This is a genomic window from Streptomyces sp. NPDC029216 (assembly GCF_040648015.1).
In the GTDB taxonomy this organism is placed as follows: Bacteria; Actinomycetota; Actinomycetes; order Streptomycetales; family Streptomycetaceae; genus Streptomyces.
In genome coordinates this window covers 1-13,477 of record NZ_JBEZWL010000181.1, presented here as the reverse complement: position 1 = coordinate 13,477, position 13,477 = coordinate 1, and the positions used below count along the sequence as shown (strand labels likewise).

10 protein-coding genes and 1 pseudogene are annotated in these 13,477 nt (G+C 75.5%); 1 reads left to right on the top strand and 10 read right to left on the bottom strand.

What is annotated here, in order from left to right:
* The 10 genes and pseudogenes from AB0F18_RS35295 to AB0F18_RS35250 all read right to left on the bottom strand — a co-directional run.
* Positions 1-2,369, bottom strand: a 2,369-nt coding sequence (locus AB0F18_RS35295; RefSeq protein ID WP_362068340.1) for a lantibiotic dehydratase, incomplete at its 3' end; no start/stop codon positions are given.
* Between the two features lie 103 nt (positions 2,370-2,472).
* Positions 2,473-2,670 carry a thiazolylpeptide-type bacteriocin gene (locus AB0F18_RS35290; protein WP_362068337.1) on the bottom strand — a complete coding sequence of 66 codons (198 nt, stop codon included), beginning with the start codon at positions 2,668-2,670 and terminating at the stop codon, positions 2,473-2,475.
* A gap of 345 nt (positions 2,671-3,015) precedes the next feature.
* On the bottom strand, positions 3,016-5,004 hold the full coding sequence (locus AB0F18_RS35285; RefSeq protein WP_362068334.1) for an ABC transporter ATP-binding protein: 1,989 nt from the start codon (positions 5,002-5,004) through the stop codon (positions 3,016-3,018).
* A 253-nt stretch (positions 5,005-5,257) separates the two neighbouring features.
* Positions 5,258-5,611: a UBP-type zinc finger domain-containing protein gene (locus AB0F18_RS35280; RefSeq protein WP_362068331.1), complete on the bottom strand. Its 354-nt coding sequence runs from the start codon at positions 5,609-5,611 to the stop codon at positions 5,258-5,260.
* Entirely contained in the window at positions 5,608-7,053 is a 1,446-nt protein-coding gene (locus tag AB0F18_RS35275) for an ATP-binding protein (protein ID WP_362068328.1), read from the bottom strand. The genes AB0F18_RS35280 and AB0F18_RS35275 overlap by 4 nt, the downstream gene beginning before the upstream one ends.
* A gap of 10 nt (positions 7,054-7,063) precedes the next feature.
* Entirely contained in the window at positions 7,064-8,740 is a 1,677-nt protein-coding gene (locus tag AB0F18_RS35270; RefSeq protein WP_362068325.1) for an FAD-dependent oxidoreductase, read from the bottom strand.
* Positions 8,741-8,950: 210 nt separating this feature from the next.
* Positions 8,951-9,748 (bottom strand): crotonase/enoyl-CoA hydratase family protein, encoded by a 798-nt coding sequence (locus AB0F18_RS35265; RefSeq protein ID WP_362068322.1) that lies wholly within the window; start codon positions 9,746-9,748, stop codon positions 8,951-8,953.
* Positions 9,749-9,823: 75 nt separating this feature from the next.
* Positions 9,824-10,969 (bottom strand): galactokinase, encoded by a 1,146-nt coding sequence (galK, locus tag AB0F18_RS35260; RefSeq protein ID WP_362068343.1) that lies wholly within the window; start codon positions 10,967-10,969, stop codon positions 9,824-9,826.
* Positions 10,966-11,994, bottom strand: a complete 1,029-nt coding sequence (gene galT, locus AB0F18_RS35255; RefSeq protein WP_362068319.1) for a galactose-1-phosphate uridylyltransferase — start codon at positions 11,992-11,994, stop codon at positions 10,966-10,968. Before galT ends, galK begins: the two co-directional genes overlap by 4 nt.
* Before the next feature lie 337 nt (positions 11,995-12,331).
* Positions 12,332-12,760: pseudogene (locus tag AB0F18_RS35250) on the bottom strand (hypothetical protein); the annotation flags it as partial.
* Here AB0F18_RS35250 and AB0F18_RS35245 point away from each other — a divergent pair.
* Positions 12,747-13,448 carry a ribonuclease H gene (locus AB0F18_RS35245; RefSeq protein ID WP_362068316.1) on the top strand — a complete coding sequence of 234 codons (702 nt, stop codon included), beginning with the start codon at positions 12,747-12,749 and terminating at the stop codon, positions 13,446-13,448. The pseudogene AB0F18_RS35250 and the gene AB0F18_RS35245 overlap by 14 nt on opposite strands.
* Positions 13,449-13,477: the final 29 nt, after the last annotated feature.

Here is a 13,477-nt window from a genome sequence, read left to right as displayed (position 1 = left end):
GCCGCTTCGGCGGCCAGCGCGGCGCGCAGGGCCGCCACCGTGCCCGGGGCCAGCTTCCAGCGGCGCCGGCGCAGCACGATGTGCCGGTACCGCAGCCGGGGGGTGCGCACCAGCGGCCCGCCGGGCACCTCCGTGACCGTCCGGGGCACCAGCGAGGCGAAGCTGACGACACCCTCGGGGTGGTCATGGACCAGGGGGGCGCTGCGCGCGGGGAGCAGCCCGGACACCAGCAGGCCCGGGTAGAAGACGTCCAGCAGCTCGCCGGTGCCGCGCAGCCGCAGGCGTACCTGGTCGGTGGCCTCGTCGTGGACGAGCTCCACATCGGAGTCGTCCAGCGGAGCCCGCCCGCCGGTCCGGCCGCCGGCGTGGCCGTCGGCCTCCGGGTCCGCCGGGCCGAACTCGTCCGAGACGATCTCGTCCGGCAGCAGCCTGGGGTGCAGGTTGGCGTTGAACCCCTGGACCGGGCGGAACTGCACCGCCCGCGAGCCGGGTTCCGCCCCGCGCCCGATCTCCTGCGCGACCGCCCCGGCGGCCCCCGGGCCGAGCAGGCCGAGGAAGCGGCTCCCGATCCGCCCCCAGCCCCCGTAGACGTGGTTGAGCACCAACAGGCCCCGCTGCGCGTCCCGTTGCAGGAAGTGCGCGTACGACAGCGGGCGCACGGCCGCCCAGCCGGGCAGGGCGGCGGCGAAGGACCGCACCGGCTCCGGCGGCAGCACCACATCGGCGTCCGGGTCCGCGGGGGAGCCTCCGCGCAGGCGCGCCACCTCCTCCTCGAACGCGTCCCGCAGGCCCACGAGTTCACCCGCACGGGTCGGCAGCGCGCCCGCGCCGCCCTCCCCGGGCGGGAGGAGCGCGTCCCGGACGGTGTCCTCCCAGGCCGCGACGGTCTCCCCGCCGAAGTCCCAGACGGGGTGGCAGACCCCGCCGCGCCCGTAACGCCCCACGAACCGGTCGCGCAGGTAGCGGCGCACCAGGTGCCCCAGGTCGTACAGCTCGGCGAGGGCGGCGACCTCGCGCAGCGCCTCGTGGTCCTCCCCGGTGAGGAGACCGTGCGCCGCCACCGGGTGCCGGGCCACCACGTCCTCCGTCAGCGGCGCGGGCACCGGATCGTGCGGGGGCAGCGGCCGCCCGGCCGCGTCGAGCAGGGCCGCCCAGCGGTCGCGCAGCACGCCGAGCAGCGCGGCCCGCTCGCGCGGATCGGCCGCGCCGAACTTCGCCGTCCCCTCCGCGATCTCGTCGAGGGCGGCGGCGAGCGCGCCCTCCCCGCCCGCGCGCAGCCAGGCCGCGAGCCGGCCCAGCGGGTCGGCGTCCTGCGGGCCGACGGGCGGTACGGGGACCAGCAGCCCGGTGTCCACGAGCCGTTCCACGTACGCGAGGGCGGCCGAGCGGTCCCGCGGTGCGGCCAGCGCCGCCGCGAGCTCCCGCGGGGTCGCGGGCGTCCGGCACAGCTCGGCCACCCGCTCCAGGGCGCCGCTCGCCGCGACCTCGACCTCCTCCTCGGCGGTGGTGACGAACCGGCCGACGGTGGACGGGCCGCGCCTGCGGGCGAAGGAGGCGCGCCCGCCGGCGTCGGTGCGCGGCGCGCTCGTCATCCGGTGCGGCAGCCGGGCGCGCCGGGCGGGGTCGGCGAGCAGGGCCTCGCACAGCGCCGCGACCAGGCTCCGGCCGGTACGGACGGGGTTGCCGGTCCCGCCCAGCAGGTCACCCTCCCCCCACTCGGAGTCCGTGCCGCGCGGGCCGCCGTCCGGGAGCGGGCCCCAGCCGACGGCGGTGGACCAGGACACGGGGCTGGACCGGGTGGCGGCGCGGACGGCGTGCCGCAGGACCCCGGGCTCCTCCTTGCGGGCCCGGCGCCCGCTCGCCCCGGCCCCCGCCCGCTCGACGGCGGCCAGCAGGTCGGCGCTGACGGCCGAGGCGGCGAGGGCGAGGGCCGGCTCACGGCACTGGGCGCCGAGGGCCCGGCGCTCGGCCGCCAGTGCGGCGGGCGCCGCACCGGCGACCCGGGCCCGCTCGGCGGTGAGCCGGTCGCGCAGCTCCAGCCACTCCCGCAGCCCCGGGACCCGCCCGGGCAGGTCACCGAGCCGGTCGAGGAGGGCGGGCCGGGGCTCCCGCCCGTTGTGCAGGGCCCGGCGCAGCGGCAGCACCACGTCCCGGTGGAAGGACTCGGGATGCCCGCCCCGGCTCGCGTACAGCGCGTCGGTCAGCCCCGGTACGAGGTCCGCGAGCGCTCCCTCCAGCCGGGTCAGCCGTTCGAGGCCCGCGCGGAACGCGGCGGCGTCCGGCGACTGCGCGGGGTGGCTGAGCGTCGTCGCGCGTACCAGCGCGTAGGAGGCGGTGCGCACGACGCGGTCGGGGGCGGGGTCGGTCATGGTGTCCCGGGGTCCTTCCGGCTGGGCCTGGTCGGGGCTGGAAGCGGAGCGCCCGTCCCGGCGCCCTCACGGGGGGCCGGAACGGGCGGTCGCGGGGTCGCGCTCAGATGACGCCGGGAACGGTCTGCGGCTGCTGCACGCTGCATTGACAGGCGCAGGCGGTGGGGATGCCGCAGGTGGCGGTGGAACAGCTCTTCGCGAAGGCCGAGAGGTCGGCGGTGTCGCGCATCGAAGTGACGGTGATGTCACCGAGGTCCAGGTCGTGGGCCTCGAACAAGGTGGCCGCGTCGAAATCTGCCATGAGAACTCCCAAGGATGCGGGGCGACTTGATATGGCCGGATCGTGTTTCGGACGAGCGACGCAACCGTAGCTCCGGAGGCGATCGGGGCGCAGGGCACGCTTTTCGACATTCCGGCATCACTCCATCTGGCATCGGAAAAACTTGGCCGGAAGGCGACGTAACGTGACGGCCCGGAGGGCGAGCCGGCGAACGGGCCGCCCCGCACCCGACGGCATCCGGCCACCGTGCCCCGAACTGCCGCACGCCGCTGCGGCATCGTCACGTACGACCGGACCACCGGCGCCCGCTCAGCCGTGCTCGGTCCGGCGCACCCCCGGTCGTGCTGCCCGCTTCAGGCGGGCGTCTCACCTGTCGTCGGGGTGGGCCGTGCGCGGGGTCGGCAGGGTGGTGGCGAAGGCGTTCGCCTGGACGAGGTAGGCGTCGCGGAAGTCGCCGGTGCCGGTGCGTTCGTCCATCAGCTCCTCGAACGTGCCGGATTCCGCCAGGCGGCCGTCCTTGAGGACGTGGATCAGGTCGGCGTGCCGGACCGCGTGCAGGCGGTGGGTGATCAGCACGATCGTCTGTCCGGTGGCGGCCTGCTCGCGGATCTGGTCGAAGACCTTCTGCTCCGCCAACGGGTCCAGCGCGCTGGTGGGTTCGTCCACGATGAGGATCGCCGCGTCGCGGTAGTGCGCACGGGCGATGCCGATGCGCTGCCACTGCCCGCCGGAGATCTGGTGCCCGCCGCGGTAGCCGCGGCCCAGCAGCGTCGCCAGGCCGCGCGGGAGGCCGGCCAGGACCTCGTCGGCGCCGGAGAAGGCGGCCGCGGCCTCCACCGCGTCGTCTCGGATGGGCTCGCCGGGGCGGCCGATGCCGATGTTCACCCGGGCCGTGAAGGGCCAGTTGTAGAAGTTCTGCGACATCAGGGCGACCCGCTCGAATACCTGGCTCCGCTCGGCGGTACGGGCGTCGACGTCGTCCCACCAGATCGTGCCGCCCCCTTCGTCCGGCAGGTACAGCCCGGACAGCAGCTTGATCAGGGTGGACTTGCCGGAGCCGTTCTCCCCGACCAGCGCCACGATCTTCCCCATCGGGAAGGTGAGGGAGACCTCGCGCAGGGCGGGCTCGGGGGATTCCCCCGCACCGCCGGGGTAGGTGAACGTCACCTTCTCGAACCGCACTTCGCGCACCCGCCGCGGCAGGGAGGCACCGCCGGCGGGGATGGCGCGGGCCTCCGCCTCCGCGCAGAGGCGGGTGAGGTCGGCGACGAACAGGCTCTCCTGGTACAGATCGGTGACCTGGAGGACGAGGCTGTCCAGGCTGGACGCCCCGGTACGGATCGCGAGCACGGCCGTGCCCGCGACCGCGAGGTCCATCCGGCCGGCCCACAGCAGCAGCCCCAGCGCCCCGTACGTGGCCAGCGCCGCGACGCCGCCGGCGGCGTCGGCGATCAGGCCGGTCCTGGCGGCCCGGCGGGCCAGCCGGGTCTGTTCGCGTTCGTTGGTCTCGGCCATGCCGCGGAAGTGGGTGAGCAGGAACGGCCCGACGTCGTGCACGCGCACCTCGGCCGCGGCCTGCTGCTGGGTGAGGAGCTGGCCCAGCAGGTGCCCGGCACGGGCGTGCTGGAGGAAGGAGTGGAAGGAGAGGTAGCGCTGCCGGCTGATCACGAGGGCGCCCCAGGCGCTGGGCAGCGTCATCAGCACCAGCAGGGGCAGCAGCAGCGGATGCAGCACGGTCAGCACACCGGCCGCCGCGATGAGGGAGACCGCCGAGTTGAGCACGTTGGTGCAGTAGCGGATCATGCGGCGGGCCGAGTCGGAGCCGAAGCGGGCCGCGTCCAGCAGCCGGTGGAACTCGTCGTCCTCGATCGCGGTCAGCTCCACCCGGTGCCCCAGGCCCAGGTACTCCTCGGTGGCCAGCCGCTGCACCTTCGGCTCCAGCGCACCCGTCGCGGCCGTGGAGGCCGACCGCATCAGCGACCCGAGCACCCCGGTCACCGCGACGACGGCCAGCGCGGGAACCGCCCCGGTGAGCCGCGCCGTGGTGGGGCCGCCGGCCATGAGGTGGCCGAGGGCCGAGTTCACGGCGACCAGCCCGGCCGCCTGGGCGAGGCCGCGGCCCAGCTCCGCGCCCAGCACCGTCCGTAAGGCCGGCGCGTCGGCCCGGCGGGCCAGCCGTAACGCGGTGCCCACCAGCGCGGGCAGGTCCCGGGCCATCCGCCACAGCCCGAGCTCCAGCCAGGCCCCCTCGTGCTGGTCCCAGCCGACGTCGTACGCCAGGGGCCCGCCGAACAGCAGCCGCTCCGACTCCGAGACGTCCGGGGCGGCGTTCTGGCGCTTCGGCCCCCTGCTCATGCGGCGGGGTTCCACGGCTTCCTCCGGATGGGCGCGCGACTGGTACTGGTGCCCTGGGAACGGCTCCGGAACGTGCCCGTCACGGGTGATGAGGCGGCGATCGGTGAACGGATGTTCCGATCCCCGCCGTCGGGCTTGCGGCGGCAGACCCGGCGGTGTTGAAACTCGCTCGAACAGGGCGGGGTCGCCCGTCCGGGGGATTGCCCGCCGCGCTCCCGCCGTCGCGGGGCAGACGGGACTTTGACGACAGACCCTAGCGGTGGAGCCGGTTCGGCCAGTCCTGCGGGACGCGGCCGGCGGGGCCGGGGGCCGGCTGGTCGGCCGGGTGGCCGTCCGGTGGGGCGAGCTCGGGCCCGGACTCGTACAGGGTGTCGGTGGCGTAGTCCCAGAACCACGCCTCGCCCGGTTCGAAGCTCTGCACCAGGGCGTGCCCGGTGTCCCGCCAGTGGGCGGTGGCGTGCTGGGCGGGGGAGGAGTCGCAGCAGCCGACGTGGCCGCACCGGGCGCAGCGCCGCAGGTGGAACCACCAGCCGCCCACCGCGTCGCAGTCCGCGCAGCCGGTGCCGCTGGGCGGGACGGCCGGGTCGATCCCCTCGATCTCGGTCATACGGGTTCCTCCTCGGTAGCGGTCAGCGGCAGCAGGACCTGGAAGCGGGTGTCACCCGGGACGGACTCGACCCGCAGGCTCCCGTGGTGCTTGTTGACCACGATCCGCCAGGAGATGTCGAGGCCGAGGCCGGTCCCCTCGCCGACCGGCTTGGTGGTGAAGAAGGGGTCGAAGATGCGGTCGCGGATCTCGGCGGGCACGCCCGGCCCGGTGTCGCGGAACTCCACCAGCAGCCGGTCGCCCTCCCGGGCCGTGCGGACCGTCAGCGTCCCGTCACCGCCCGAACTCGCGATGGCGGACACCGCGTTGTCGACGAGGTTCGTCCACACCTGGTTGAGCTCCGCCGGATAGGCCGGCACCTCGGGCAGGGAGCGGTCGTACTCCTTGACCACCCGCACCCGGGGCCCGATCTTGCCGGACAGCATCAGCAGCGTGCTGTCGAGCAGTTCGTGCACGTCGACGTCGCGGTGCGGGGCGCGGTCGAGCTGCGCGTACTGTTTGGCCGCGTCCACCAGGTGGGAGATCCGGCTGGTGGAGTCGTCGATCTCGTCCATCAACAGCTCGGTCTCGACGGTGTAGTTGAGCCAGCCGACCGCCCCCGGCAGGATGTCCTCGGCCACGGTCGCCGCGACCTGCTCCAGCCAGTCCGTGTCCAGACCCGCCTGGACGAAGGCCGGCGCGATCCGCCAGCCCTCCGGGATGCCGTGGTCCTCCAGCCAGTCGGTGAGCTCGTCCTCCCGGTCGGAGGCCTCCAGCGGGCTCAGTGCCGGCGCCTTGGCGACGCGTTCGGCGGTGCGTTCCTGGATCTCGATGAGCTCGGCGAGGGCCTCGCGCGAGTACGGGCCCCTGGCGATGACCGCCAGCTTGTGCCGCATCTTGCCGACCCGTTCGCGCAGCGCCGCCGTCGCCCGTACGGCCGCCGCGGCCGGATTGTTCAGCTCGTGCGTGAGACCGGCCGACAACGAGCCGAGCGCCAGCAGGCGTTCACGCTGTCCGATGGCCCGCTGGGTGTCCTTCGCGCCGAAGAACAGGCCTTCCAGCAAGTGCGCCGCCATCGGGAACCATTCCTGCATGATGTCCGCGAACGACTGCGCCGACAGCACGAAGAACCGGGTGGGCACGGTCACCCGCATCGAGTTCACGTACGTCTGCGGCACCCGGTCGCCCAGGTAGGCCTGCATGGCCCCCGCGTAGACGCCGCGCTGTGAGGTGCGGCTCACCTCCACGTCGTCGCCGCCGACCCGCCGGTACAGGACGACCGTGCCCTCCAGCATCACGTAGAAGCAGGTGGCCGGTTCGCCCTCGGTGTACACCGGACCGGCTTCGAAGCGTTCCACCCGCCCCTCGGAGCACAGCCTTCCGAGCTGTTCCGGCGAGAGCTTCTCGAACAGGAACAGCGAGGCGATCTCCCGCGGGTCGCAGGACACTTCCCGCGCGCTCACGACGGCCCGCTCACGACTGCTCCAGATACCGGTGGACGAGCATCACGGCCATCGCTCCCTCTCCCACGGCGGACGCGACCCGCTTCGCGGACTGGGCCCGCGCGTCGCCCGCCACGAACACCCCGGGGACGCTGGTCTCCAGGTGGTACGGCGGCCGGTCCAGCTCCCACTCGGCCGGCGGCCGCCCGTCCGGCGTGAGGTCCGGCCCGGCCAGGATGAACCCGTGCTCGTCGCGCAGCACCGTCCCGTCCAGCCAGTCGGTCAGCGGGGCCGCGCCGATGAACACGAACATCCAGTGGGCGTCGACGAGTTCCGTGGCACCGGTCACCGCGTCCCGCAGGGCCAGCCGCTCCAGGTGCCCCTCGCCGTGCGCCGCCTCCACGACGGTCCGGGGCCGGACCGTGATGTTGGGCGCCTCCTCGATCTGCTGGATCAGGTAGTACGACATGGACGCCGCCAGCGACTCCCCGCGCACCAGCAACGTCACCGACTTCGCGCCGCGCGCCAGGTACACGGCCGCCTGCCCGGCCGAGTTGGCCCCGCCGACGACGTACACGTCCTGCCCCTCGCAGGAGGCCGCCTCGGTCAGGGAGGATCCGTAGTACACCCCGCGCCCCGTCAGGTCCTCGCAGCCCGGGGCCCCCAGCTGCCGGTACGAGACACCGGTGGCCAGGATGACGCTGTGCGCGGCGACCGACGAGCCGTCGGAGAACCGTACGACGCGCGCCGGGCCGTTGACCTCCAGCCCCGTGACCTCGCGCGCCGTGAGGATCTCGGCCCCGAACCGGGTGGCCTGGCGGCGGGCGCGCTCGGTGAGCTGGGCGCCGGAGACCCCGTCCGGGAAGCCGAGGTAGTTCTCGATGCGGGAGCTCTGGCCGGCCTGCCCGCCGGTCGCCGACCGCTCGACCAGTACGGTCCGCAGGCCCTCGGACGCCCCGTACACCGCCGACCCGAGCCCGGCCGGCCCGCCGCCGATGACGACGAGGTCGTAGAACTCGGCGGCCGGCGTGGTCGCGAGCCCCACCCGGGCGGCCAGCTCGGGCACCTCCGGCTCGATCAGCGCCGCCCCCTCGGCCGTGACCACCAGCGGCAGCCGCCGGCCGTCGGCCCCTGCCGCCTCCAGCAGCCGCCGCCCCTCGGGCTCGTCGGAGGAGTACCAGCGGTACGGGACCTGGTTGCGGGCCAGGAACTCCCGCACCGCGGAGGAACGCGCCGACCAGCGGTGCCCGACGACCTTGGTGGCCGGTACCGGCCGGTAGTCGCTGGAGCGCCAGGCGGTGAGGAGGTCGTCCACCACCGGGTAGAGCTTCTCCTCCGGCGGGTCCCACGGCTTGAGCAGGTAGTGGTCGAGGTCGACGACGTTGATCGCGTCGATGGCGGCGTGCGTGTCGGCGTACGCGGTCAGCAGCACGCGCCGCGCGCCCGGGTACACGCCGAGGGCCTGCTCCAGGAACTCGATGCCGTTCATCTGCGGCATCCGGTAATCGGCGAGGATCACGGCCACCGGGTCGCCGCGCAGCTTCAGCTCGCGCAGCGCCTCCAGCGCGGACGCCCCGGACTCGGCGCGCACGATCCGGTACCCGCCGCCGTAGTGGCGCCGCAGGTCGCGGGCGATGGCGCGGGACACCCCCGGATCGTCGTCCACCGTGAGGATGACGGTCCGCGCCGCATCGCCGGCCTGTGCCATGCTCCTCCGCCCTGCGCGCCCGGAACCGCCGGCACGAGGGCCCGCCCGCGCCGGCTCCCGCCCATCGTATGTTCGATCGTCCGCGGCCGCTCCGGGAGGCGGCGGCCGCTTCGGGAGGGTCAGGGCCGGCCGGTCAGGAGGGGGTCCGGGGGGTGAGCCGGTCGGGGGCGCCCGGTACGGCGGCGCCGCGCCGGTCGGAGGCTTCGTCCCTCAGCCGGAGAAGGACCCGTGCCGTCCGGCCCCCGACGCGAAGCGCGCGGCGCCCGAGAGGGTCTCACCCGCCGACAGCGGCACCATGCCGTGCCGCAACTCGTTCGCCAGCGCCTCGGGCTCCGCCAGCCCGTGCTGCTCCCGCACCGAGAGCCGGTCGTGGCGCAGGCACAGCTGCGGGAAGGCGGCGATCTCCCGGGCGAGCTCCTCCGCCGCCCGCCGGGCCCGCCCCGGCGGTACGAGGCGGTTGGCCAGCCCGATGGCGTACGCCTCCGCGGCAGGCACCGGACGGCCGGTCAGCACCAGGTCCATGGCGCGGCTCTCGCCGATCAGGCGCGGCAGCCGGACCGTGCCGCCGTCGATGAGCGGCACCCCCCAGCGGCGGCAGAACACCCCGAAGACCGCGTCCTCCTCCACCACCCGCAGATCGCACCAGAGGGCCAGCTCCAGCCCGCCGGCCACGGCGTGCCCCGCGACGGCCGCGATCACCGGCTTCGTCAGCCGCAGCCGCGTCGGCCCCATCGGGCCGTCGCCCTCGGGCTCCACGCGGTTGCCGCGCCCGGTGCCGACGGCCTTGAGGTCGGCGCCCGCGCAGAAGGTCCCGCCCTCGCCCCACAGCACCGCGACCGAGGCCCCCTCGTCCGCCTCGAACTCCCTGAAGGCGTCGGCCAGCTGACGTGCCGTCGGCCCGTCCACGGCGTTACGGGCGCCGGGCCGCGACAACACCACGGTGGTCACGGCCCCCGCGCGCTCGACGCGGACGGCGGGGGAGTCGGGGGAGTCCGGGGAGTCGGCCATGGCGGCATTCTCGCCCGGCCGCGGCCCGGCTGCCAGAGGGTTCCCGCTCGACTTCCTCAACGGCCCGGCCGGCGCTCAGCCGATCCGCCGGGCCCCAGCCGACGGTACGGCCTCCAGTACGGCCGGAGCCCTGTACCCCGCCGCCGTGAAGGCGGCCGTCACCGCCTCGGCCACGGCCCCCGCCCCCTCGGCCCGGACCAGGGCGATCACGGAGCCGCCGAAGCCGCCCCCCGTCATCCGGGCGCCCAGCGCCCCCGCCGCGACGGCGGACTCCACCGCCAGGTCCGTCTCCGGGCAGGAGACCCCGTAGTCGTCCCTCAGCGAGGCGTGACCGGCCGTCAGCAGCGGTCCCAGGGCTGAGGGTTGGCCCGCCGCCAGCTGCTCCACGGCCCGGCCCACCCGGGCGTTCTCCGTGACCACGTGCCGCACCAGCGGCACCAGCTCCGCCGGGAGCCTCCCCAGCGCCCCCGGGAGTTCCGCCTCCGCGAGGTCCCGCAGGGCGGGCAGGCCCAGCAGCCGCGCCGCACGCTCGCAGCCGGCCCGCAGGGCGGCGTACGCCCCGTCGGCGAGGTCGTGGGCGACCCGGGTGTCCAGGACCAGCAGCCGCAGCCCGTGCCCCGCGAGGTCGAAGGGCACCTGCCGGACCTCCAGGGTCCGGCTGTCCAGGTGCAGGGCGCTGCCCTCGGCGCAGCAGACCGAGGCCATCTGGTCCATGATCCCGCAGGGCACCCCCGCGAAGGCGTTCTCGGCGTACTGCGCCACCCGCGCGAGCTCCGGCCGCCGCAGCCCCAGCCCGTACAGATCCCCGTACGCGACGGCCACCGCGCACTCCAGCGCCGCCGACGAGGACAGCCCGGCCCCCGTCGGCACGGCGCTGTCCAGGTGCAGGTCCGCGCCCCCGACGGGCATCCCTCGTTCGCGCAGCGCCCAGACCACCCCGGCGGGGTAGCGGGCCCAGCCGGACACCGTGCCCGGGGCGAGGTCCGCCACCCGCAGCGTGGTGGTCCGTCCGTCGCCCTGGGCGCTGTGCAGCCGCAGCAGCCCGTCGGCGCGGCGGCGGGCGACGAGCACGGCGGTCTGCGGCAGCGCCATGGGGAGCGCGAAGCCGTCGTTGTAGTCGGTGTGTTCGCCGATCAGGTTGACCCGGCCGGGGGCGGCCCAGACCCCCTCGGGCGCGTGGCCGTGGATCCGCTCGAAGTCCCGGCGCACCCGCGCGTTCACCGGGCCTCCCGCAGCAGCCGCGCGGCCGTCTCCGGCGCCACGTCGTTCATGAAGGCGTCCATCCCGGATTCGGTCCCGGCCAGGTACTTGAGCTTGTCGGCGGTCCGCCGGACCGTGAACAGCTCCAGGTGCAGGGCGAGTTCCTCCCCGCCCGTGAGCGGGGCCTGGTGCCAGGCGGCGATGTACGGGGTGGGCTCCGCCCGTCCGAACAGCCGGTCGAAGCGCCGCAGCAGGTCCAGGTAGAGGCCCGGGAACTCGGCCCGTTCGGCCTCGTCGAGCCGGGTCAGGTCCGGCACCCTGCGGTGCGGGTAGAGGTGGACCTCGTACGGCCAGCGGGCGGCGTACGGGACGAAGGCCGTCCAGTGCTCCCCGGCCAGGACCACCCGCTCGGTGGCGGCGCGGGCCCCCGCGAGCAGGTCCTCGAAGAGGTTGCGCCCGGTGGCCGCCCGGTGCCCGGCCGCCGCCGCGAGGTGCTTGGCGGTGCGCGGGGTGGGGACGGTGAAGGCGTAGATCTGGCCGTGGGGGTGGGGCAGGGTGACGCCGATCTCCGTACCGCGGTTCTCGAAGCAGTACACCTGCGTCACTCCCGGGCGGGCGGACAGCGCGGCCGTGCGGTCGGTCCAGGCGTCCAGCACCAGCCGGGCCCGCTCGGGGGTCAGGTCCGCGAAACCCGCCTCGTGCTCGGGCGTGAAGCACACCACCTCGCAGCGTCCGGCGTCCCCGGAGAGGGAGGGGAAACGATTCTCGAAGACCGCCACCTCGTAGTCGGCGGCCGGGATCTCGCTCGGCCGGCCGTCCCGGGAGGGGCACAACGGGCAGGCGTCGGCGGGCGGGTGGTAGGTGCGGGTCTGCCGGTGGGCGGCGATGGTGACCCAGTCTCCGGTGGCCGGGTCCCGGCGCAGCTCCGGGGCGCTCTCGACGCGGTCCGGCGGCCGCCGGTCCGCGGCCGCGCGGTTCCGGCCGGGGGCGCTGTCGTAGTAGATGAGCTCGCGGCCGTCCGCGAGTTCGGTGACGGTCGTGTACACGTCCTCGCCTGTCTGTGGGGGAAGTGCGCGGGCAGCGGCCAGAATACGGGCGCGGGCCGAGCCCCCGCCCCGCGGGTCCGGGGGTCCGCGGGGGAGGGGCGCCGGAGCCCGCGTCCCCTCCCGGGGATCCGCCGCTTGCCGACCTCCAGGTCCGCGGTCGGGTCCTTGACCCTGCCGCAGGGCGGGCCGGCGGGGGCGCTGGTGTTGTCGTCATGTCGGACCCGTCGCCGCCGTAATAGGCCGCCGGCCGGACCGTGATCACCCAGATGTGCGCCCGCCCCACCGCTGGCAGGGGCAGGGGCCCGCACCGCACGGTGCGCCCCTCGGGGGGCACGAACTCCAGCACGGCCGGCAGCCGGTCGGTGACGACCACCTGCCGGGCGGCGGACGGGCCGTGGTGGGTGACGGTGACATTCCGCGACGGATACCGGCACCGGCAGCGGTACCGACTCCGCGACGGACGCCGCCACCGCCACCGCCACCGGCACCGACGCCGCGACGGATACGGGCACCGGCACCGGCACCGACGCCGCGACGGACAGGGGCACCGGCACCGGCACCGGCGACGGGCAGGGGCACCGGCACCGGCACCGACTCCCCGAGCCGACCACCGCCCGTGATCCCGTCCCACCTCCGGGTGACCGCATTCCGCCCGCCGCACCCGCCCCTCCGGCGCCCCCCGCCCCCGCCGCCGCGGGGCCGCGATCCGGGGTGTGGGCGTCGCCCCGCCCGGGATAGGGCAAGATCGGGGGATGTCTGATCGCATCATCGCCGCCTGTGACGGGGCGGCCAAGGGAAACCCCGGCCCGGCCGGGTGGGCGTGGGTCATCGCGGACGCCGAGGGCCGGCCCGAGCGCTGGGAGGCCGGCCCGCTGGGGCGCGCCACCAACAACGTCGGTGAGCTCACCGCCCTCCAGCGCCTGCTGGAGGCCGTGGAGCCGGGTACTGCGCTCCAGGTGCGGATGGACTCCCAGTACGCCATGAAGGCCGTGACCCAGTGGCTGCCGAACTGGAAGCGCAACGGCTGGAAGACCGCCGCGGGCAAGCCCGTGGCCAACCGGGAGCTCGTCGAGCGGATCGACGAGCTGCTGGCCGACCGGGACGTGGAGTTCCGCTACGTCCCGGCCCACCGGGAGGACGGCGACCACCTGAACGCCATCGCCGACCAGGCCGCCAGCGACGCCGCCGTCAGCCAGGAGCCCGCCGGCACCGCCCACGGCGCCACCACCGTGCCCGTACCCGCGCCCGCCCGCACCGCCCCGGCCCGCACCGCCGCGCCGCGCAAGGCCACGTCAGGGGGCGCCGCCCCCCGTTCCGGCGCGGCGCGCACCATCACGGCGAAGTTCCGCGGCACCTGCCCCTGCGGGCAGTCGTACGCCGCCGGCGAGAAGATCGCCAAGCTGGGTACCCGCTGGGGGCACCCGGACTGCCGTCCCGCCGCCGCCCCCGCCTGACCGGACCCCGGCCGCCGTGCGGCCCGGGG

Excerpts from the sequence above, each read along its gene's own strand:
- AB0F18_RS35290 (WP_362068337.1), bottom strand. The coding sequence starts at position 2,670 with ATGGCAGATTTCGACGCGGCCACCTTGTTCGAGGCCCACGACCTGGAC.
- AB0F18_RS35285 (WP_362068334.1), bottom strand. The coding sequence starts at position 5,004 with ATGAGCAGGGGGCCGAAGCGCCAGAACGCCGCCCCGGACGTCTCGGAG.
- AB0F18_RS35280 (WP_362068331.1), bottom strand. The coding sequence starts at position 5,611 with ATGACCGAGATCGAGGGGATCGACCCGGCCGTCCCGCCCAGCGGCACC.
- AB0F18_RS35270 (WP_362068325.1), bottom strand. The coding sequence starts at position 8,740 with ATGGCACAGGCCGGCGATGCGGCGCGGACCGTCATCCTCACGGTGGAC.
- AB0F18_RS35265 (WP_362068322.1), bottom strand. The coding sequence starts at position 9,748 with ATGGCCGACTCCCCGGACTCCCCCGACTCCCCCGCCGTCCGCGTCGAG.
- AB0F18_RS35245 (WP_362068316.1), top strand. The coding sequence starts at position 12,747 with ATGTCTGATCGCATCATCGCCGCCTGTGACGGGGCGGCCAAGGGAAAC.